General features: G+C 55.2%; 20 protein-coding genes and 1 pseudogene. 16 read left to right on the plus strand and 5 right to left on the minus strand.

The genetic code is table 11. The annotated features are described in order from the left end of the window. The first annotated feature begins 93 nt into the window (after positions 1-93). The 12 genes from B9Q17_RS14080 (at position 94) to B9Q17_RS14135 (ending at position 12502) form a co-directional block, all read left to right on the plus strand. Entirely contained in the window at positions 94-990 is an 897-nt protein-coding gene (locus tag B9Q17_RS14080; RefSeq protein WP_091700890.1) for a cation efflux transmembrane domain-containing protein, read from the plus strand. A 3-nt stretch (positions 991-993) separates the two neighbouring features. Next, a complete protein-coding gene (gene lspA / locus B9Q17_RS14085) occupies positions 994-1506 on the plus strand; it encodes a signal peptidase II (protein WP_094625686.1) in 513 nt (170 codons plus the stop codon). A 99-nt stretch (positions 1507-1605) separates the two neighbouring features. Next, complete coding sequence (locus B9Q17_RS14090; RefSeq protein WP_058089838.1) at positions 1606-2244, plus strand: peroxiredoxin; 639 nt, start codon at positions 1606-1608, stop codon at positions 2242-2244. Between the two features lie 108 nt (positions 2245-2352). Then, complete coding sequence (locus B9Q17_RS14095) at positions 2353-4350, plus strand: heme lyase CcmF/NrfE family subunit (RefSeq protein ID WP_091700881.1); 1998 nt, start codon at positions 2353-2355, stop codon at positions 4348-4350. After that, complete coding sequence (locus B9Q17_RS14100) at positions 4347-4871, plus strand: DsbE family thiol:disulfide interchange protein (RefSeq protein WP_091700878.1); 525 nt, start codon at positions 4347-4349, stop codon at positions 4869-4871. The genes B9Q17_RS14095 and B9Q17_RS14100 overlap by 4 nt, the downstream gene beginning before the upstream one ends. Continuing rightward, entirely contained in the window at positions 4862-5350 is a 489-nt protein-coding gene (locus tag B9Q17_RS14105) for a cytochrome c-type biogenesis protein (RefSeq protein ID WP_094625687.1), read from the plus strand. The genes B9Q17_RS14100 and B9Q17_RS14105 overlap by 10 nt, the downstream gene beginning before the upstream one ends. A gap of 2 nt (positions 5351-5352) precedes the next feature. Next, complete coding sequence (ccmI, locus tag B9Q17_RS14110; RefSeq protein WP_225316802.1) at positions 5353-6237, plus strand: c-type cytochrome biogenesis protein CcmI; 885 nt, start codon at positions 5353-5355, stop codon at positions 6235-6237. A gap of 39 nt (positions 6238-6276) precedes the next feature. After that, positions 6277-7080 carry a prolipoprotein diacylglyceryl transferase gene (lgt, locus tag B9Q17_RS14115; RefSeq protein WP_053115065.1) on the plus strand — a complete coding sequence of 268 codons (804 nt, stop codon included), beginning with the start codon at positions 6277-6279 and terminating at the stop codon, positions 7078-7080. A 110-nt stretch (positions 7081-7190) separates the two neighbouring features. After that, complete coding sequence (locus B9Q17_RS14120; protein ID WP_227549444.1) at positions 7191-7616, plus strand: MerR family transcriptional regulator; 426 nt, start codon at positions 7191-7193, stop codon at positions 7614-7616. 23 nt (positions 7617-7639) lie between these two features. Further along, entirely contained in the window at positions 7640-8272 is a 633-nt protein-coding gene (locus tag B9Q17_RS14125; protein WP_244177399.1) for a TetR/AcrR family transcriptional regulator, read from the plus strand. Between the two features lie 23 nt (positions 8273-8295). Then, positions 8296-9450, plus strand: coding sequence for an efflux RND transporter periplasmic adaptor subunit (locus tag B9Q17_RS14130; protein ID WP_094625689.1), 1155 nt, complete (start codon positions 8296-8298; stop codon positions 9448-9450). 1 nt (position 9451) lies between these two features. After that, entirely contained in the window at positions 9452-12502 is a 3051-nt protein-coding gene (locus tag B9Q17_RS14135; protein ID WP_094625690.1) for an efflux RND transporter permease subunit, read from the plus strand. Between the two features lie 15 nt (positions 12503-12517). On the opposite strand, the gene B9Q17_RS14140 is transcribed toward B9Q17_RS14135, so the two are convergent. The 3 genes and pseudogenes from B9Q17_RS14140 to B9Q17_RS18595 all read right to left on the minus strand — a co-directional run. Next, positions 12518-13132 (minus strand): substrate binding domain-containing protein, encoded by a 615-nt coding sequence (locus B9Q17_RS14140; protein WP_227716182.1) that lies wholly within the window; start codon positions 13130-13132, stop codon positions 12518-12520. Beyond that, positions 13089-14153, minus strand: a complete 1065-nt coding sequence (locus B9Q17_RS14145) for a TolC family protein (protein WP_014420759.1) — start codon at positions 14151-14153, stop codon at positions 13089-13091. The genes B9Q17_RS14140 and B9Q17_RS14145 overlap by 44 nt, the downstream gene beginning before the upstream one ends. A 275-nt stretch (positions 14154-14428) precedes the next feature. Continuing rightward, a pseudogene (locus B9Q17_RS18595) lies at positions 14429-14539 on the minus strand (IS5/IS1182 family transposase); the annotation flags it as partial. Positions 14540-14910: 371 nt separating this feature from the next. On the opposite strand from B9Q17_RS18595, the gene B9Q17_RS14150 reads away from it, so the two are divergent. The 4 genes from B9Q17_RS14150 to B9Q17_RS14165 all read left to right on the plus strand — a co-directional run bounded on the left by B9Q17_RS14150 (position 14911) and on the right by B9Q17_RS14165 (position 18315). After that, a complete protein-coding gene (locus tag B9Q17_RS14150) occupies positions 14911-15261 on the plus strand; it encodes a hypothetical protein (RefSeq protein ID WP_094625691.1) in 351 nt (116 codons plus the stop codon). Between the two features lie 31 nt (positions 15262-15292). Beyond that, a complete protein-coding gene (locus B9Q17_RS14155; protein ID WP_094625692.1) occupies positions 15293-16255 on the plus strand; it encodes a DUF932 domain-containing protein in 963 nt (320 codons plus the stop codon). A gap of 87 nt (positions 16256-16342) precedes the next feature. Then, complete coding sequence (locus B9Q17_RS14160) at positions 16343-17344, plus strand: YqaJ viral recombinase family nuclease (RefSeq protein WP_094625693.1); 1002 nt, start codon at positions 16343-16345, stop codon at positions 17342-17344. A 62-nt stretch (positions 17345-17406) separates the two neighbouring features. Then, positions 17407-18315, plus strand: coding sequence for a recombination directionality factor (locus B9Q17_RS14165; RefSeq protein WP_094625694.1), 909 nt, complete (start codon positions 17407-17409; stop codon positions 18313-18315). Positions 18316-18400: 85 nt separating this feature from the next. Here B9Q17_RS14165 and B9Q17_RS14170 read toward each other — a convergent pair whose 3' ends face one another. Continuing rightward, on the minus strand, positions 18401-19942 hold the full coding sequence (locus B9Q17_RS14170; RefSeq protein WP_094625695.1) for an ankyrin repeat domain-containing protein: 1542 nt from the start codon (positions 19940-19942) through the stop codon (positions 18401-18403). Between the two features lie 155 nt (positions 19943-20097). Beyond that, positions 20098-21351, minus strand: a complete 1254-nt coding sequence (locus B9Q17_RS14175; protein ID WP_011783528.1) for an IS256 family transposase — start codon at positions 21349-21351, stop codon at positions 20098-20100. Positions 21352-21452: the final 101 nt, after the last annotated feature.

Raw genomic sequence — 21452 nt, forward strand, 5'->3', positions numbered from 1 at the left:
TGTCTCCTCAACAAATGGTATCTGCTCTATTGACCTTATAGTGGCTATATGGTTTTAAATCATAATCCGACAATACTCAAGTGGAGCCGTATCATGAGTAAATCCTGTGAAGGCGCCTGTGGCTGCGACGCAACACCCGCCGAGGGTAACGCCGGGTCGGAGGCCTCTGAAGCGTCCGGCAACTGGATCAGTGTGTATACCGTACCGAAGATGGATTGTCCTTCGGAGGAACGGATGATTCGACTGGCCCTGAATGGTTTTGAAGACATTCGCGGGCTGTCCTTCGACCTGTCTGATCGGCGGTTGAAGGTTGTGCACGATGGCGAGGCTGAGCCTATCACCGCGAAGCTGGCGACCCTCGGGCTGGGAGCTTCGCTTCAGGAAACGGCCGCTGCCGACCCTGAATCAATCAAGGCGCTCGGGGGTACGGCTATCTCGGCCGAGCAGGAGTCGGGCACCCTGCGTTGGTTGCTCGGTATCAATGCTGTCCTGTTTGTGGTGGAAATGACGGTCGGCCTGATCGCGCACTCCACCGGTTTGATTGCAGAATCCCTGGACAATTTTGCCGACGCGGCCGTGTATGGGCTCGCCCTGTATGCGGTTGGGCACAGCGTGAAAATGCAGGTGCGTGCGGCGCATCTCGCGGGCGTACTCCAACTGATACTGGCTGTAGGCGTACTTGCAGAGGTGGTGAGGCGCTTTGTCTTCGGCAGTGAGCCGGAGTCGCTGGCAATGATGGGGATTGCGTTCATCGCATTGATCGCTAACACCACCTGTCTGCTGCTGATATCCAAACATCGGGAGGGCGGTGCCCACATGAAGGCGAGCTGGATATTCTCAGCCAACGATGTGGTCATCAATCTGGGGGTCATTACCGCTGGCGCCCTGGTCGCATGGACTGGCTCCAATTATCCGGACCTGATCATCGGCAGCATCGCGGGGATTATCGTACTCAACGGTGCCAGGCGCATCCTGGCGCTTAAGGGTTAAACAATGTCCATCGTTACCAAAAAACTCTTGCTGTATAGCCTGCTGGCGATTTCGGGCCTGATTGCGGCGTCTGATCAGGTTGTAAAATGGCTGGTCCAGCAGTCAATGGCGTATGGCGAATCGATTCCGGTGACCCCGTTCTTTAACTGGGTTCATGTCTGGAACACCGGCGCCGCATTCAGCCTGTTTGCCGATGGCGGAGGTTGGCAGCGATACTTTCTTATCACAGTCGCGGTAGTTGTCTCGATTGTACTGATCGGGCTGATTCTTCAGTGCCGCCGCAGGGGAGAAGCCATCGCGTACAGCCTTATTCTTGGCGGTGCCGTGGGCAACCTGATTGACCGGATATTTCGTGGCTATGTTGTGGATTCCTTTGATGTCTATTGGCAATCCTGGCACTGGCCAGCCTTTAACCTTGCCGATATCGCCATTGTGCTGGGCACCGTGCTTTTCCTCTATGTCAGTTTCATACCCGAAAAATCGGGCACGAACGTCGAGCTCGATGGATCAGGCTAAAAAACATCTGACAAACGCCTTGACCTTAAAGTTGACTTTAAAGATATCGTCTGTACTGACGAACCGAGAACGACAGCCAAAGCAAAGGAGAATGAAACGATGACATTGCAACTTGGAGAAACCGCTCCCGATTTCACCGTCGCATCCACCGAGGGAAACATTCAGTTTCATGAGTGGCTGGGAGACGACTGGGCCGTGCTGTTTTCACACCCCGCCGACTACACCCCTGTCTGTACCACAGAGCTCGGCGCCTTCGCCAAGCGTAAGGACGAGTTCGCCAGTCGCGGTGTGAAGCTGATCGGGGTCTCCGTCGACCCGCTCGACTCCCATAAAGACTGGGCGAAGGATATCGAGAAAACCCAGGGCAAGGGGCTCAATTTTCCCCTGTTGGCAGACAAGGATCAGGTGGTTGCCGACCAGTACGGAATGATCCATCCAAAAGCCGATCCCAAGGTGACTGTTCGAACGGTATTCATTATCGATTCCGCGAAAAAAATCCGTCTGATGCTGACGTATCCGCCCAGCACCGGGCGCAATCTGGACGAGATCCTGCGCGTCATTGATTCGCTCCAACTGACCGACAACCACAAAGTGGCCACGCCGGTGGACTGGAAGAATGGCGAGGATGTGATCATCGTTCCGTCGCTCTCCAACGAAGAGGCCAAAGAGCGCTTCCCCGACGGATGGGATGAGCAGACACCGTATCTGCGCGTTACCCGCCAACCTGGTCGGAAGTAATAGAGAATTCGTCAGCTGGCCTTGTGGCTGGCTGACGAAGCAATACCTGAGAAACCTTCACCGATAGGTTCGGTCATCGCCGAACCCGCAACCGAACACGGCCCCGAAATGCTTACCCTGACAATCCCTGAAGTTGGTCTCTTCGCGTTATTGATTGCACTTTGCCTGTCGCTGCTTCAGGCGACCGTGCCCTTGCTGGGAGCCGCCACCCGGCGCCCGTTGTGGATGGCATTTGCAGAGCCCATGGCATGGGGGCAATTTGTTTTTCTACTGGTTTCTTATGCCAGCCTGACCGCCAGTTTTCTTCTGGATGATTTCAGCGTGGATTATGTGGCCCGTAATTCCAACTCGATGCTGCCCTGGTACTACAAGTTCACCGCCGTCTGGGGCTCTCATGAAGGCTCGGTGCTGTTATGGAGTCTGATTCTCAGTGGCTGGGGCTTTGCCGTCAGTCTGTTTTCCCGCCAGTTGCCACGGGATATGCTGGCACGGGTTCTGGGAGTTCTGGGTGTCGTCAGCGCAGGGTTCCTGCTTTTCATCGTCGTTACGTCCAGTCCCTTTGATCGCCTGTTGCCGGGCATGCCAGCCGACGGTGCCGATCTGAATCCGTTGTTGCAGGATGTTGGCCTGATCATCCATCCGCCGATGCTTTACATGGGCTATGTGGGTTTTTCAGTGGTCTTTGCTTTTGCCATCGCTGCGCTGATCGAAGGGCGTCTCGATGCGGCCTGGACGCGCTGGGTTCGGCCGTGGACCAACATTGCCTGGGCCTTTCTGACCCTCGGCATCGCTCTGGGTAGCTGGTGGGCCTACTATGAGCTGGGTTGGGGCGGCTGGTGGTTCTGGGATCCGGTGGAAAATGCATCGCTCCTGCCCTGGCTGAGCGGGACAGCGCTGATACATTCACTGGCGGTCACGGAAAAACGCGGCACGTTCAAGAGCTGGACGGCACTGCTGGCGATTTTCACGTTCTCACTCTCGTTACTGGGCACCTTCCTGGTGCGCTCAGGGGTACTGACCTCGGTTCATGCCTTTGCCAATGATCCATCTCGGGGGCTCTTCATTCTGGCGTTGCTGGGAATAACGGTCGGCGTCTCGCTTTTGATCTTTGCGCTACGGGCGCCGCGAATGAGCGCCAATGCGGGCTTTAGCTGGCTTTCCCGGGATGCTCTGTTGCTGATCAACAATATTTTGCTGGTCATCATGACGATCACGGTCCTGATGGGCACCCTGTACCCCTTGATCCTGGATGCACTCGGGCTGGGCAAGGTCAGTATCGGCGCGCCTTACTTTAATAGCCTGTTCGTGCCACTGACCGTCATGCTGTGTGCCTTTATGGGGCTGGGGCCGGTCTCACGCTGGAAGCAGATGCCCGGTCGGGAGCTGTTCCGGCGACTACTGGGGGCGGGCTTGGCCGCACTGGCGATTGCGATATCGATACCGTTTCTTTACAACGGCCAGTGGAATGTCGCCGTGGCGCTGGGGATGGTGGCGGCCCTGTGGGTAGTACTGGCGTTGGTGCGCGACCTGTTTGATAAAGTCCGCAATGCGTCCTCTGCGCTGTCCGGATTGCGTAAGTTGACCCCTTCATACTGGGGCATGGTGGTCGGCCACGTGGGCCTGGCCGTCACCATCGTGGGCGTGGTGATGGTGTCGAACTACGCCATGGAGCGTAATGTGCGGCTTGATATCGGTGAGCAGGTGAATCTGGGCGGGTACGATTTTACGCTGACCGAACTGGGCGAGCGTCGGGGGCCCAACTTCCTCGCCGATACGGCGACCATCGAGGTTGCCCGTGAAGGCCGGATTGTCACCACCCTGTACCCGGAGAAGCGCCTGTACATTGCCCGAGGGCAGCCGATGACCGATGTCGCGCTGCATCCTGGCCTGCTTCGGGACCTTTATGTGGCCATGGGTGAGGAGCTGGACGACGGTAGCTGGGCAATGCGCATACAGGTCAAGCCCTTCATACGCTGGCTATGGCTGGGTGCGCTGTTGATGGCTTTCGGGGGCGTCCTCGCCGTGGCAGACCGCCGCTACCGTCGTCGCCGTGCAGTCGCCGCTAACGGGGAATCGACGGGGCCGACGCGCGAGGTCCGCGCATGATACGCCGGCTGTTGCTGCTGCTTCCTTTTCTGGTATTCGTTGGCCTGGCCTTCTTTTTATACCGGGGGCTTTCGCTGGATCCCAGTGCTCGCGAGTCGGCCTTGTGGGGTCAGGAGTTTCCGTCGTTCACGCTCTCAACGCTGGAGGAACCCGGCGCCGAGGTGGATGAATCCCTGCTTCGTGGCCGGATGTCTCTGGTCAATGTCTGGGCCTCCTGGTGCCCGACTTGCAAGGAGGAGATGCCCCAGTTGCTGGCGCTCTCTGAGCGCGGCGTTCAGATGGTGGGCATCAACTATAAAGACGCCCGTGACCTGGGGCGACAGTTTCTCGAAGAGTTCGGAAAACCTTTCGAGGTCAACATCTTCGATCCTGCCGGTGACCTGGGTTTCGAGCTTGGCGTGTATGGCGTGCCCGAAACCTTCTTGGTCGACGCAAACGGTATCGTTCGATACAAGCACGTTGGGTATATCACGCCCGCCCAGGTGGATGAAGTCATGGCGGAGGTAGAAAAATGGCACTAACCCTGAAGAGCCGTTGCTGTGTGGTCATCGTGCTTTTGCTGGCTTCGTTCCAGTCGATGGCGGACACGGCAATCGATGCGCGTCATTTCGAGGATCCGGTGATGGCGGAGCGTTATCGCGACCTTACGGCGTCTTTGCGGTGCCCTAAATGTGATGCGCAAGCCATCGACAGTTCCAATTCGCCGGTGGCGGCGGACATGCGGGAGCGGGTAGCGCTGATGCTTCATGAGGGGCGTGCGGATAAGGAGATCCTCGATTTCATGGCTAATCGTTTTGGCGAGTTCGTTCTTTACAATCCGCGCCTTGACGGGCGCACGTGGCTGCTGTGGGCGTTGCCGGCGGCGTTGGTAGTGGGTGGTGGCCTGGTTGTGATTGCGTTTGTCCAGGCACGCAGACACCGGCGAGTTCGGCCGCTATCCGAGGAGGAGCGTGCCCGCCTGTCCTCTTTGATTCATCGTCATCGTGAGAGGTCGGAATGACTATGCTCTGGTTAAGTATCGGCACACTGTTGCTTATAGCCCTGTGGTTCCTGAGTCTACCGTTACGGCGAGCAAGGGCGATCCATGACTGGCAGCAAGGGTTTGAAACGGATGACCGCGCGGAGGAGCAGAATCTGGCCGTGTATGAGCGTCGGCTTGCGGCACTGGAAAGCGCCTGCGAGCGCGGCGAGGTTGACGTCGCACGCTTTGAAGAAAGCCGTCACGAGCTTGAACGCAATCTTCTGGAGGACACCGAGGCCCGTCGTCGCGTGCCTCTCAGGAACCCGCTGGCAGGACGTTTTGTAATCCCTCTGGTGATAACGGCATTGATTGCCGCCACCGTAACCGGCTATCGATGGGTGGGCGCCAATGGCGATCTGGCTCTGTATGCCGTGGTGCAGGAGGTTCTTAACTCTCCCGGTGCCTCACCGGAGAACCTGATTGTCCGGCTCGAAGAGCAGGCCGAGAGTCAGCCGGATAATCCCAAGGTCTGGGCTTTGTTGTTTCCGCTGTACCAGAAGGTCGGTCAGCCAGATCGGTCGATTCGCGCCCTGGAGCGATTGATCGAACTGGAAGGCCGCCGAGCCGATCTTCTGGCCCAACTGGCTCAGTTGAAATTCTATGTGGCCGGAGGCAGCCTGACCTATGAAGTTCAGGCGCTGGTAGATGAAACACTCGATAAGGATCCGCGTCAGCCGACAGTGTTGGGCATGCTGGGGGTTGAGGCTTTCGACGATGGCCGCTATGAACAGGCGATCGGTTACTGGCGCCGAGCGTTGGCTGGCTTCGAGGATTCCGCCTCCGCAGAGGTCATTCGTAAAGGTATCGCTGTTGCCAGGCAACGATTGGAGGAGACAGCCAATGGAGCGGAACGTGTTACTGATTGAAACCCTAACGCACGTTCACACACGAAATCAGGGAAGCTTATGCTTCAGTATCCTCAAATCGACCCGGTAGCCATTGCACTGGGCCCACTGAAAATCCATTGGTACGGCCTGATGTACCTTGTCGGTTTTCTCGCGGCCTGGTGGCTGGGGCGTCGTCGGGCTCATCGACTCGGGTTGAACGCAGACGCTGTTGAAACATTGATTTTCTACTGCGCGATGGGCGTCATTCTCGGTGGCCGCGTCGGTTATGCGCTCTTCTACGGTTTTGACAAGCTGGCAGACAATCCGCTTTGGCTGTTCAAGGTCTGGGAAGGGGGCATGAGTTTTCACGGCGGCTTGACCGGCGTCCTGATTGCAGCCTTGGTCTTCGCCCGCAAGCAGAACCTGCGTTTTTTCCAACTCACGGATTTTATAGCGCCACTGGTGCCAATTGGCCTGGGGGCGGGGCGCCTTGGCAACTTTATCAACCACGAGCTCCCGGGGCGGGTCAGCGACGTGCCCTGGGCCATGGTGTTCCCGAATATGGGGTCGGCGCCACGTCACCCGTCGTCATTGTACGAGTTTGCCCTGGAAGGTGTTGTGCTGTTTGTGGTGCTGTGGTGGTTCTCACGCCACCCTCGTCGGATGGGCGCAACGTCCGGCCTGTTCCTGTTGCTCTACGGAATTTTCCGTTTTGCGGTCGAGTTTGTTCGCCTCCCCGACCCGCAACTGGGGTTCATTGCCCTTGACTGGGTGACCATGGGGCAGTTGTTGACCTTGCCGATGATCCTTGGAGGCCTTGGGTTAGTCGCTTGGTCGAAAAGCCAACCGATCAATAACGTAAAGGTGGCGACGGGCGGATAAAGGTCGACTTCATTTATGCAATAACAAATTGAGAGAGTTTCAGAGTGGTCATGCTGGCGTTTTCTCCTCTGATATATCGGGATCTGTTTCATGCGAGCGATGTGGGCACGATGAAAGTCAATGAAATTGCAAACTTGGCGGATGTCTCTCCGGACACCGTTCGTTTCTATAACCGTGAAGGGTTACTTCGGCCACGAAAAGATCCCCGAAATGGCTACAACTTGTATAATTCGGAAGACCTGTGGCGCTTACGGTTTGTTCGCGTGGCAAACAAGCTGGGATTCAACCTGCGTGAAGTCAAAGTCATTCTAAGTCATGGGACGGAGGGTGGCTTGGCTGGCAGCGACCTGAAGGAGCTATTCACAGACCGCCTTTGCAGACTGGATCAGGAGTTAAAGGAGCTCAAGAGACTTCGTGACGACATGAAAACTACAGTCCAGGTTTGGAGACAGATGCCTGATGGAGCCCCCAATGGCCATTCTGTCCAGGAATTGGCAAGCCCCCGATACAGTAGACGCCTGATAGCGTTACACTAAACGCAAATCTACAGGTGTTGGCAATGAGCGGAAAGCGTTACTCCGAAGAATTTGAAGCGTTGAGCAGACAAATGCGGCAAAGAGACGACTCGAAACGAATAGCCTTCCTGGAAGCTACCGTGAGGGAAGTAGCAGATCACGGTTTTTCAGCAACCTCGGTTGGCAAGATAGCCAAGGCTGCGGGTTTGTCACCAGCCACGCTGTACATCTATTACGAAGATAAAGAACAGCTTTTATTGGCGACATTTTATTACGTCAGCGATCAGGTCATTGATGCGGCGCTGGACAGTTTTTCTCGCGGGAAAGATCTGCGTGAAGGACTGCGACGCCAGTGGCACACACTGTTCCGGATCGGCCTTGAGCGTCCGGAACTATTCCGCTACCACGAGACGTTCACGCATTCTGCTTGGATGACTCCCGAGATCCAGGCACGAAACGAAAGCCGAGCCGCAAATCTTTTGAATGCAGTTGATCAGGGAAAGCAATCCGGGCTGATCAAACCGGTACCTTTTCCACTTCTCGAAACGTTTATGTTCCGCCCGGTTTACCACCTCGTTCAACGATGCCTGCAAGGGTCGTTCGAAGGTACCGATGAGCATATCGAATTAGCGTTTAATATGGCTTGGGATGCGGTTGCCGATCGTCGGAATACCTAATTTTTTCTGGAGAGTGACGCGTTATGAAATTCAAGATGGTCAGTACCGCCATGCCCTTGAGAGGCCTACAAGCGCTTGCAATGCTTTCGAGCCTCCTGGTGATGGGATGTTCGGCGGAGGCGCCCCCTCTGACACAGCAAACTGTCTACCCGGTAAAGCTCATGACGCTGGAGCAGGCGCAGTCAGGCACGCTCAATCAGTATCCGGGCAGAGTCTCGGCGTCTGACCATTCAGAACTCTCTTTCAGAGTGGGAGGAGAGCTGACAGAGCTGGCCGTTAAAGCAGGCGATACTGTGGAAAAAGGGGAGGTCGTTGCCCGCCTGGACGATCGGGATGCAAGAACCCGCCTGGAAAACGCCCGGTCAAACTTCAATCTGGCACAGGCCACCTTCGAGCGAATGCGAATATCGTTGGAGCGCCAGGCCATCAGTCAGGCCCGTTTCGATGAGGCCGAGGCCGAGTACCTCTCTGCCAGAGCGCAACTGGCCAGCGCGGAGGACCAACTTTCCTATACCGTTCTCAAAGCGCCATTTGGTGGCGTCATTTCGCGGGTGCCGGTGGATATCTTTCAGGTTGTATCAGCGCAGCAGGCCATTGCCGAACTGCAACGGCCCGGCTCTATCGACGTCTCGTTCCAGATGCCTGAACAACAGGTCCGCCGCCTTCAGCCACAGAGATCCAGGAACGTTCGCGCCAATGGCGACACTATCGCCTGGGTACAGTTTCCCGAGCTTCCCGATAAACGCTACGCCGCGAGCTACAAAGAGCATGACAGCAATGCCTCTCAGGGGTCGCTCAGTTATGAGGTTACCGTAACGCTCCCTGAACCCGAGGACATCACAGTGCTTTCGGGGATGAGCGCGACCGTTCTGCTTGATTACGGCACATTGGCTGGAGAGAGCGCCCCATCGTGGCGGATACCAACCGCGGCGCTTGTAACACCTGACGCAGAACCCGGCACTAGCGTGGTTTGGCGATACGTGGCTGCTGCGGATGGTGAGAATGGCGATAACACGGGCAGCGTCGAGCCGGTGGATGTCGAGCCGGGTAAGAAAATGAACGATGGCGTGCTTGTTCGGGGAGAACTCAGCCCGGGCGACAGAATCGTGGTTGCCGGCGCTCACCGGATGAAGAGGGATCGTTCGGTCCGTCCGTGGGAAAAAGAGGGCGGGCTCTGAGATGGTCGATTATTTTCTTGATCGGAAGTCCATCAGCTGGATGGTCACGCTGTTGCTTGGGGTTGGGGGCATTTTCGCGTTTCTGGGGCTTGGCCAGCTTGAATTCCCGGAGTTCACGTTACGTTCCGCTTTGGTGACCACCCAATATCCCGGAGCAACGCCTCTTGAAGTCGAGGAGGAGGTTACGCTGCCTCTGGAAAAAGCGATCCAGCAGATGCCGGGCATCGATGACATTACTTCGGTGAACTCGGACGGCTTGTCGCAGATTACTGTCCAGCTCAAGAAGACGGTCAGAGAAGGGGAGTTAGACCAGTATTGGGATATCCTTCGGCGAAAAATTAATGATGCTCAGCCTGGTCTGCCACCAGGGGTGAACACGTCCATCGTGAACGATGACTTTGGCGATGTCTTCGGCCTGCTGCTCACGTTGCGTGGCGACGGCTACTCGCTGACAGATCTTGGTGACCATGCGGATCTCATTCAGCGAGAACTGCGATTACTGGAGGGCGTCGCAAAAGTCAGTATCGGTGGCCGTGTCGACGAGCAGATGATCGTGTCCCTGGACCGTGACCGTATGCGTGCTCTTGGCATCTCGCCAGACTATCTGGCAAACCTTCTGAATGCGCAGAATACGGTGGGCAACGCGGGCCACCTGCGCAGTGAGGGACTGTCGTTATCAGTCCAGCCAACCGGTCAGCTTGATTCGGTTCAGGCACTTGAGCAGCTGGCAGTCGGAAGCGCTGATTCGGGTATTATCCGGCTCAGCGATCTGGCCGAAGTTCGCAGGGTGACCAATGACTCACCCGCCTTGCTCTACCACTCTGACGGATTGCCTGCATTGACCATCGGGGTGTCGTTTGCAGAGGGCACCAACGTTGTTGATGTAGGTGAGCGTCTCAACGAGGCTCTTGAACGCCTTGAAACACAGCAACCCATCGGCATGACACTGACCACAGTGTATAACCAGCCCGAAGTAGTCGAGGAGGCAGTATCCGCTTTCCTCATGAATCTGGCCCAGGCGGTGGGCATTGTCATCATCGTGCTTTTGCTGTTCATGGGGCTGCGAAGTGGCCTGCTCATGGGGCTGATCCTGCTGATTACCATCATGGGTACATTCGTGCTTATGGCAATACACGGTATTCAGCTCCAGAAGATTTCATTGGGTGCGCTGATCATTGCGCTGGGGATGCTGGTCGATAATGCCATCGTCGTCACCGAGGGCATGATGATTGGCCTTTCCAAGGGCAAGTCCAAAAGGCAGGCAGCCAAAGAAGTGGTCTCGCAGAACCGGTACCCGCTGCTCGGCGCTACCGTGATTGCCATTACGGCCTTTGCTCCTATCGGCCTTTCACCAGACACCACCGGAGAATTCATTGGCTCCCTGTTCTGGGTTCTGTGCTACTCGCTTTTCCTGAGCTGGCTGACGGCACTCACTCTGACCCCGTTTTTCTTTGATATGTTCTATCCCGACAAGCTCGAGAGTGTCGGGCAGTCATCCGATAACGACCCCTATAAGGGAATTGTTTTCGTCGTCTTCCGCCGCCTGCTGACCTACGCGATTCATTATCGCTTCGTGACATTAACACTTGCGATCGCGCTTCTGGCTGGGGTTCTATCGTTCTCGGGACAGGTTAAGAATGCTTTCTTCCCGAATGCCACAACGCCACTCTTCTTTGTTGACCTTTGGTTGCCCGAGGGCGCCGACATCTTGCAAACCGAAGAGACCGTAAAGCGGCTGGAATCGCGCGTGAATGACATGGACCAGGTCGTTCAGGTGACCAGTGTCACCGGTGGCGGAGCCCAGCGTTTTACGTTGACGTATTCACCGGAGCAGCGATACGCCAGTTTTGGCCAATTGATCGTAGAGACCCGGGATAAGGCGTCGAGAGAGGCCCGTATGGAGGAAGTCATTGAGCAACTGCGTACAGACTTCCCGAACGTGCATTACAAAGTGCAGGCTTTGCAGGTGGGGCCCTCAGCCAAAGCCAGTCTTGAAGCTCGTATCTTTGGAGAAGATCCCGAAGAACTCCGGAAAATCGGTGTGCGCGTGCAGGCAATTTTTGAAAATGAACCTCTGGCCGACAGCGTGCGCTTGTCCTGGGGTAATCGGGAAGCCGTGATCGTACCGGAGTTCCTCGAAGAACAGGCCCGGCGCCTTGGCGTATCTCGCGAATCACTGCACCAGGCGTTGTTGCTGAATAATCAGGGGCAGCAGGTTGGAGTGTACCGTGAGGGGAGCGACCTCATTCCGATCATTATGCGGTCAAGAGAGGAGCAGCGTTTTGACATCGAAAACCTTACCTCGATCAATGTCTGGAGTGAAGAGCAGGGCCGCTATGTCAGCGCGGGCAACGTCATCAATGCCATCAATACGGAACTGCGGGATCCGTTGATAAAACGCAGAAACAGGGAGCGGATGTTGGCGGTTTATGCCGAACCCATGCCTTTGTCGGGGGAGACGGCGGCGAGTGTGCTGGAGAGGATCCGCCCGCAGGTCGACGCGCTGGAGCTTCCCCACGGCTATTCGATTGAGTGGGGTGGAGAGTACGAGACCTCATCCGAAGCTCAGACTTCGCTTTTCTCCTCGCTGCCTCTTGGACTGCTGGGGATGTTCATTATTTCGATGCTGTTGTTCGGTAGCTTCCGACAGGCTCTGTCTATCTGGATGATTGTTCCTCTCATGATGATTGGAATCATTGGTGGACTGGTATTGCTCGGCGCGCCTTTTACATTCATGGCGCTGCTCGGGACTCTGAGTCTGATCGGTATGGTACTGAAGAATGCCATTGTGCTGGTTGAGGAGATCAATATTCAGTTAGAACAGCAGGATGATGCATTCACTGCGGTGGTTGAGGCCGCGGTAAGCCGGGTACGACCTGTGCTTATGGCGGCCGTAACCACCATGTTGGGAATGATTCCTCTGTTCAGCGATGCCTTCTTCGCGAGCATGGCGCTGGTTATCGTGTTCGGTTTGGGTGTTGCAACGGTATTGACGTTAGTGGTGCTGCCAGTGGTGTACTGCACGTTAATGAGAATTTCTTATCATCAATAACGCACCCGCTGTTTTTCAGGCGTCTTTTTTTCCTCCGGACAAGCGATCCGGAGGAAAAAAGCCTCCGGCAATCATTGCATTCATCAGTTCGCCTACTTTTGCACGCAGGTCATCCCTCAACAACCTCATTGCCGGCGTTATTGACTGTCGGGTAGGACAAATCAGCCACAGCTCGGATACCGGCGGCGCATAGTCCGGCATGATTGTGGTGACACGGCCTGCAAGCAGATCATCCGACATATCAAGACACGATTTTATCGCAAGACCGCGACCAGCGACGCACCACCGGCGAACCAGATCGCCATCGTTTGAGGCGCGATCGCCCGTCATTTTGACTCGATATTCCTCGTCTCCCCGTTTGAACGTCCAGAGGTCAAATGGGATGTCCTGCAACTGATAGAACAGTCCGTTGTGGTTCTCAAGGTCATCAGGATGAATGGGGCGACCATGACGCGAAAGGTAATCAGGAGATGCGCAAAGCAGGCGCGGCACATCGCAAATTTTGAAGCCATACAGGTTGGTGTCACTGGGCGCGCCGTAGCGAAGCGCCATGTCGACCGAATCCCGGTAAAAGTCCACGTTGGTGTCAGTAATCTGAACTCTGAGATTCAAACCTGGATGCGTTGCCATCAATTCGTCGATCCAGGGCACAACGCGGTAGCTGACCGAGCAATGACCACACCGGGTTGCGCAATAGGGCGTCACTGGGCGATGTGCCTGTTTCGCTAAGCGCTGTTTCCAGGTTGATGGATGGCAGCATGTCCTTGTAGGCAACGGACGTTCGAAAATCATTTGCCCTGATAGCCATATAGGCCGCTTTAAGGTCCGGGCGACGCTGCAATGTTTGCTCTGCAAGGTCGGACAGGGGTAAAAGAACCTGCGGATAGTCGGCGGAAATGACCGTGCTAGCCTGGCTTCGCCCGAGCAACAGGTTCAACGCCCTTTGCTGTTGCTGCAGGGATTCCTGAACTGCAATCAATGTCGCCCTGGCACTGGCCGCAGAGCTTTGGGCGCTGTCCAGATCTTCAAGGTCACCCAGTCCCGAGCGGTAACGCTGAAGAATCCACTGTTCGTTTTTTTCCAATAGCTCCGCGCGTTGCTTTTCGATGGCAACGGAGCGATTCAGATTCACCAGTTTCAACCAGCCCTGCATGACCTCGGCTGCGAGCGTATCCCGCGCAGCTTGGTAGAGAGCCAGCTGTTCAGCAACGTCACTGGCGGCAGCCGACGCCTCATCAGAAATCTTCGACCACAAATCCAGCTCCCAGCTGATGCTGACGGTGCCGGTGTAGGCAGTATCTAGACCGTCAGTGTTATTCGCGACGAATCCAGCCTCGACGTCGGGGAGTTGATCCGCCTGAGTCGCTCGGTATTGAGCACGGAGAATTTGGAGTGAAAGCCGTGTTTGCTGGAAATCAGGATTGGCCGCGCGCGCTTCGACAATAAGCGCGTCCAGGTCATGGCTGTTGACCAGCTCATTCAGGTAGGCTGTTTCGAGACCAACCTCCATCTCAAACTTGGAGACGACGTTCTGACGCTCGGAATCGGCCTGAGCGAGATAGTCCGTTCTCGTGGACAACGAACTGCAGCCTGCAATAACCAGGCAGCATAAAGCAGTCAGCACTACTTTCGAGCAGGGCAAGCGATACATAGGTAAAGTCCATTCGGGCGCGGTCAAATCTGCGGTAAACGACGGGATACAGACTATCTAGGAGGTGGTTAATGGAGGGTTAAGACCTTCATGGACCTGCCTATTATCTACGGCGACGACCAATGGATGCTCCATGAAGAACAGGGCCATGCGCGTGTCACGAAGACCAAAGAAGCATTCGAAGCAGCCGCCGCCCCGACGTGGCGGAAGAGTACAAGAACTACTGCGGTGAAGGACGCATAAAATGGCTTAAAAACGGCGAACCTGTCACTCCGCATGTTGCTGAGCGCCGCGAACAGGTAGAACAGGTTGGTGTTCTTCGACAGGCTGCGATCGCGGACTTTGGCATAACTTAACTGCCGCTTGATGGTGCGAAAGGGATGCTCCGAGTTCAAAAAGTCCGTCAACTGGACCAGAGTGTTCCAGTGCAATTCCACGAATCGGCCCGTTAGGCTGGCGCTATCTTCCAAGCTGAATGTTCGCTTTGCGACCTAAGCTTGCTCTTTTAGCCGAGTAGCCCGTCCGGTAGACCGTTGTTGAAGAGGAGCCTTTCGCCACAGCTCGGTCCTCGTTTTGGTTAGTCAGCTCTGGGTGACACAGAATTATCGTTGGCTTTTGTGCGAACAGTCGGCTTCAAGACACAACGGGATCTACGTCTTTATCCGTTTCATGATTCCATCAAATTTGAAACCTATATCACCTCTGTGAACCAGGGCACTGACAGTGCCTTCCTTCCCAATTCACAGAGGTAATTTCAATGGCTGAACAATGCCCCAACTGCCTGTCCCGGCGGATTGGCAAGAACAACTACGGCAAGAAAACCGCTGGCGTGGTCGGCGCGTCTGCCGGTACCTATGGCGGCTATGCGGCTGCCACGGCCGGTGCCCAAGCGGGTGCTGCCCTGGGAATTGTTGCCGGTCCCGTCGGTGCAACTGTGGGTGGTATCGGCGGTGCCGTCATTGGTGCGCTGCTGGGTGGTGCCACTGGCGCTTCCGCTGGCGTGATTCTGGGCGATGTCCTTGATGATCGTGTGCTGGACAACCTTCGTTGTCTTGATTGCGGCTATTCCTTCAGTACCGATCCTGACTCCCGCGACGATATCCGCTGATCCCCCTCGCAAATTCCATAGGAGAACAACCATGGCTCATCTCATCGAGCAAATGGCCTACGTTGGCCAAACCCCCTGGCATGGTCTGGGGAACAAACTAACTTCGAGCCAGCCCCTGGAGGTCTGGGCCAAACAAGCGGGCTTGGATTGGCAGATTCAGGAAAGCCCTGTCCGCTTCGTCACCAATTCGAGTGGCAGTCTGGGTGAAATCCTCTCTTACCCGGATTCCAAAGTGCTTTACCGCTCGGATACCAAGGCTCCGCTTTCGGTCGTCGGTAACCGCTTTAAGGTGGTTCAGCCTGAGGAGATCTTAGCGTTCTATCGGGATCTGACCGAGGTTTCTGGCTTTGAGCTGGAAACAGCTGGTGTTCTGAAAGGTGGCCGGAAAATGTGGGCACTCGCCCGTACTGGCCAAACCGGTATGCTCAAGGGCAACGACCAGACCAACGCTTACGTGCTGCTGGCAACCGCCTGTGACGGCACTATGGCAACCACTGCTCAGTTCACCAGTATCCGCGTGGTGTGCAACAACACCCTGGCGGTTGCCCTGAAAGGCTCCACGGCTAACGCGGTCAAGGTGAAGCACAACACCGCCTTCGATGCGGACCTGGTGAAGAAGCAGCTTGGAATTTCGGTCAGTGCATGGGACGACTTCATGTACCGACTAAAGATCCTGAGTGAGCGAAAGGTGAAGACCACAGAGGCCAGGAACTACTTCATGAAGGTATTCACCGATGATTCCGGAAGTGGTGTTGGCAAAACCAACGAGCGGTCTATGGCCAAAGCGCTGTCCCTCTATGAAGGCGAGGGCATGGGTGCCACGTTGGCTTCTTCTGACGGCACAGCCTACGGGCTGCTGAATGCAGTGACGGAATTCATCGATCACCAGCGCCGTGCCAAAACTGTGGACCATCGACTGGATTCAGCCTGGTTTGGCACCGGTGCAGCCTTGAAGAACCGTGCATTAGAGCAGGCCATGTCACTTGTGGCCTAAGCCAATCCTACAAAACTCAAAACCGCCATAAAGCCCACCGGAGCCTGATGCTCTGGTGGGCTTTTTTTATGTCTGGAGGAAAACACCATGGGCATGCGTGCAAACACAATTCAGAAGCAGCGTCCGGCCTTGCGCCTGGTCTCCACCAAGGGCCTCAGCCGGGATGAATGGCTAAAGGTACGTAAGCAGGGCATTGGTAGTAGCGATGCCGCTGCGGCCGTTGGCATGAACCCTTATCAATCCCAGCTTGAGCTCTGGATGGTCAAAACCGGCAGAGATGCTGGCTTACCAAAGCCGGATTCAGACGATCCGACTTCACCGGTTTACTGGGGCCATATCCTGGAACCAATTGTGGCCGAGCAATACAGCCAGCAGACGGGTCGGAAAGTGCGCCGGGTGAATGCGGTATTACAGCATCCAGATCCGCAAAAGCACTGGATGTTGGCCAACCTGGATTACTCAGTCGTTGCCGATGAAGACGTGCAGATCCTCGAGTGCAAAACAGCCGGGGAATTCGGGGCACGACTCTGGAAAGAGGGTGTGCCGGACTACATTCAATGCCAGGTTCAGCATCAGCTGGCCGTTACCGGCAAACAATCAGCCGATGTTTGTGTGCTGCTTTGCGGGCAAGAGCTGAAGATCTATCGCGTTGAACGGAACGAGAAACTCATCGAGGCACTGTATGTGCTAGAGCGCCAGTTCTGGGATTTCGTGGAAACGGATACGCCGCCACCCGTTGACGGTACTGATTCCGCCGAACGCGCCTTGCGTCACCTGTACCCGGTAGACCGAGGGGAGACCCTGGACTTCAGCCAAAGCAAGGAACTGTCGGAAGCGTTCGACGAGCTATTGGCGATTCGCTCGGAAATGGAAAGCCTTAAATCCACCGAATCCCACCTGAAACAGCGAATCGAGAGCCAGATGGGCGAAGCCTCAAAGGCAACCTTCCCAAGTGGCTGCGTGAGCTGGAAACGCAGCAAGGATTCCGTCGGGCTCAACGTGAAACAGCTACTGAAGGATCATCCAGAACTACTGGAGCAATACCCACTGACGAAGCCAGGAAGCCGTCGATTCCTCATCCAAGCATAAATACCTCATTGGCCACGCGGGCATGACGAGTGTCCCGTGGTCCTTTTTTCAGGAGAGTCATCATGATTAAAGGTTTAGCCATTACGCCTCCGGTATTGGGGCGTATCAGCATTGGCCGGGTTGTTGAAAAGAATGGCATTCGGCTACCCAAGAAAGACGATCAATTCACCATCACCTCTCAGATCCAGGAAAAGGATGGTTGGGTTTTACACCCCATGGACGAAGAGCTTAGAAAGGATGCGCCAAACGGCAAACTGCGGACTATCCCGGTACGCATGCTCTTCAACGACGCGGATCTCAACCTGCGGGCTGAGTACACCATGTTTGACCGCAAAAGCGGGCGCCCCATGTGCGTAGGCAATGGCGATACCTGTAAGCGCCTGACGCAGTCGGGAGTTCAGTCTTTGCCATGCCCGGGGCCGACTCTCTGTGAGTTCGGCAAAGGCGGCCTATGCAAGCCGTATGGCCGTCTGAACGTGAAGATCAGTGAGGACGATGATCTAGGCACCTTCATCTTTCGAACGACCGGATACAACAGCATTCGGACTCTTGCAGCCAGGCTGAGCTACTACCAGGCAGTCTCTGGTGGGTTGTTGGCGTACATGCCGTTGGAATTGAAGTTACGGGGGAAGAGCACGACGCAGAGCCATCGAACGCCAATCTACTACGTGGATCTGGTTGTACAGGACGGCATGTCACTGCAGGACGCTGTCGCTCAAGCAAAGGAAACAGCGAGGCGGTCAAGCGATGACGGTCTTGACCAAGCTGCGTTAGACGCGGCTGCCGCAAAGGGATTCGGTAATGCGCTGTTTGACTATGAAGAGGATGCTGAAGTGCTAGAGGAATTCTTTCCTTTAGCTACAACTCATACGTCGTTTGGGAAAGAGGGTGATAGTGTGGAAGCGGATTCCATTGTTTCTGAGCTGCAATTACGGGGAGATCGACAACAAAAAGCGATCGAGGGAGCCTGAGGACGCTGAAGATGGTGGGTGCAGAAGTGCTCCACCATCTTCTCGGTATTGTCGCGATAACTCATAAAAGCCCGCCGAGCTAATTTTATTGGATAGTAACGTACGATGAAATATCTTCTAGGCTCTGTAAAATTTCGACGGCGTTGAAATCCCTTGCGATTTCAGCAATGGATACAGCGCGTCCGGTTTTAGGTTCGCTGTATTTTTTTTGTATATCTCCTCCCGCTACCAGCATGGCATCAAAAAGCTCCCGCTCATCTAGCTCCGCCGCCAACATAAGCGGTGTATATCCTTTGATAGGGCTTGCATGCTCAGCATTTGGATCGGCACCAGCTCCTAACAAAAGCTTCGCAATTTCCCGCATCTGGGCAATAGTCATGTGCTGAAGAATGTTCCGATTCCTTGCTTCAATCAAAAGCCTAAGGGCTTCTCCAAATAGTCCATTTTCAATGTTTCGTTTTAGTGCGTGTTTCTGTTGTTCCACAGTGAAGCCTGAAATGCCGTGAGATTGCCGGCGTATTGCATCAAGCGCTTCAGGAGTAATCGGCATAGACATCTGATGCTTTTTAGCTAACTCAGGATCTTTGATAGTTCCAATTAGCTTAAGGCACACATTTAAAGCGGTTTGTTCATCTGTTTTGCCACGGCCGTTGGGATCTGCGCCCATTTCGAGAACTGTTTGAACCACGTCTAGGCGGCCTGACTCAACTGCCGATATGATGGGAAGAAGCCGTTTTTTCTGCGTCCTGTCATTGAGTGTTTTCGTCTTGTGCGGGATGTTCTTCAGTAACTTAAACAACCGGTCATCAAGCGTTCGATATGGAGAGCGCCCCCGAACCAGGTCAACCTCGTTAATCTCGGTTACGTTCAGCGCCTCAAGGGCCATAAGTATGGGGGTGTCGCCAGCCTCTGAAGCGACATCAACCCTAGCTCCTTTTTCGATCAGCTTTTCGCAAACGGCAGCATCCTCATTGAGCGAGAACCAAACAAGCTGAGGCATTGCTCGCTGCCACGTTTCCCCGATCTTTAATTTTCGATTCGGGTTTCTATAGTCTGGTTTTATTGCTGAAGTGTCCGTGAACACCAGCGGTCCGAGCGCGGATTGATGTGTATCATATTGAACCCCGGGGAATAGTCCTTCAATAGGGAAAACAATGCCGAAGCTCGCATCCCAGCGTTCTATTTCCCAGTCCTCAATCGTGTCCGACACCTTTTGCGATGGTCTATCACCTGAGATTGAAGGGATATCATATCCAAAATTGATTAAAGTCCATTTTAGGTGTTTGAGAAATACCCGGTCAGGGTTCCGTAACTTAGCCGCAACGACAAGTGATTCCTCAATGATTGCCTTTTGATTCTCCCCAGAGCGAAAGAGTGAGCCTGAAAATGCTCGCTTGTACAGTGCTAAGGCTTCTTCCAGCTGGCCTGAAAACACATGCCAGCGTGCATCATGCCAGTCAATCCAATACTCGAGGGATGCTAGATGATTGGAAGCCAGTATCAGTGCTTTCGCTTGATCAATTATACCTCGGTACAGGTTTGGCTCTTGCTTTTTGATGGTGCGCTTTAATTCGTGCTGCAGGCGTGCAATCAATTGATAGTCAGCGCCCAATTGTTCCAGCGTCATTCGTTGATGATGCTGAATCTCCGACGCTACCGATACATGGTCGTTTGCCCCCCAAAGCGCCAACCGGGCGTCGTCCAGAAGTTGCAATCCAACTGAACTCTTTTTTACAAAATCGATTGCCCTTGCGAGTTATTGTCAAATCTGGTGTATGAGCATCAGGCGGCGTCTCTGCCGGATTGATCATCCACCCGTTCTCCATCCCGAAACTGAACGTTATTCACGACCAGCTTCAGTTGGTTAAACCCCTTGATCCGCTTCCAGCGTTTCTGGGCGGATTGGAGCAATTTAAATACCATCGATAACGTAGTGTCGCGGTTGCCACAGGACCGGCTTCGCTTGGTCCTCAGCCTGACTGTGGCGAAGGTGGACTCAATGGGATTCGTGGTCCTCAAGTGAATCCAGTGCGCTGCCGGGAAATCGTAAAAGGCCAGCAGTTCATCCCGGTCTTTTTCGAGGTTTTCCATGGCCTTCGGGTACTTGTCCCGGAATCGCCTTAACGTGCTGTCAAAGGCTTTGTGAGCGCCATCACGGGTCTCCGCCAGATAGATCTCATGCAGGTCTGACTTCACCTTCGGCTGTACGGACTTGGGCAGCTTGTCCAGCACGTTGGCAGTCTTGTGAACCCAGCACCTCTGGTGCCGGGTATCCGGAAACACCTTGCTCAGCGCTTTCCAGAAGCCCAAAGCCCCGTCGCCTACGGCCAGCTTGGGCGCATTGTCCAGGCCACGTTCACGCAAGCCGGTGAGCAGCTCTCGCCAGCTGGCTTCGGACTCGCGGTGGCCATCTTCCACCGCGACCAGCTCCTTGTGGCCATGCTCTGTGACCCCGATAATCACCAGCAGGCAAAGTCGATCATCCAGACGAACATTGCTGTAGACACCGTCTGCCCACCAGTAGACGTAGCGCTTCTGGCCCAGGTCACGGCGACGCCAATCCTCGTGCTCCTTCAGCCACCGTGCCTTGAGCCGTGACACCGTGTTGGCGGACAGGCCCTTGGCCTGCTCGCCGACCAAGGCACTCAGGGCCTCCTGAAAATTGCCAGAGGAGACACCGCGCAGGTAGAGCCAGGGGATGAGTTCATCCAGACTCTGGGCCCGCTTCAAATACGGTGGCAGGAGCTGACTGTTGAAGCGAATGCCGGAGCCGCTGCGGTCCCGGACCTTGGGCACCTGAACGTCAACATCTCCAACGCCTGTCTGAATGGTTCGCTTTGGTAAATGACCGTTTCGGACTACCGCCTTGCGACCATCGGGTGTCAATACATCGGCATACTGATCCAGTAGCCCCTGAAGCTCAGACTCGACAGCCCGCGCAATCAGGTCACGGGCACCCTGTCGGATCAGATCGTGCAAGGGATCGTTCGTGGTCGCCTCTGGTTGTGAAAGAGCATGCAGGTTAGACTTGGACATGGCGTATCCATCCTCTGTTGGTTGTGATCTTGGTGGTGATCAACCAACAGGATACGCCATCCTTTCAGCCTGCTTCCATACACCAGAAATCACCATAACTC

Source organism: Marinobacter vinifirmus, assembly GCF_002258215.1.
Classification (GTDB): domain Bacteria; phylum Pseudomonadota; class Gammaproteobacteria; order Pseudomonadales; family Oleiphilaceae; genus Marinobacter; species Marinobacter vinifirmus.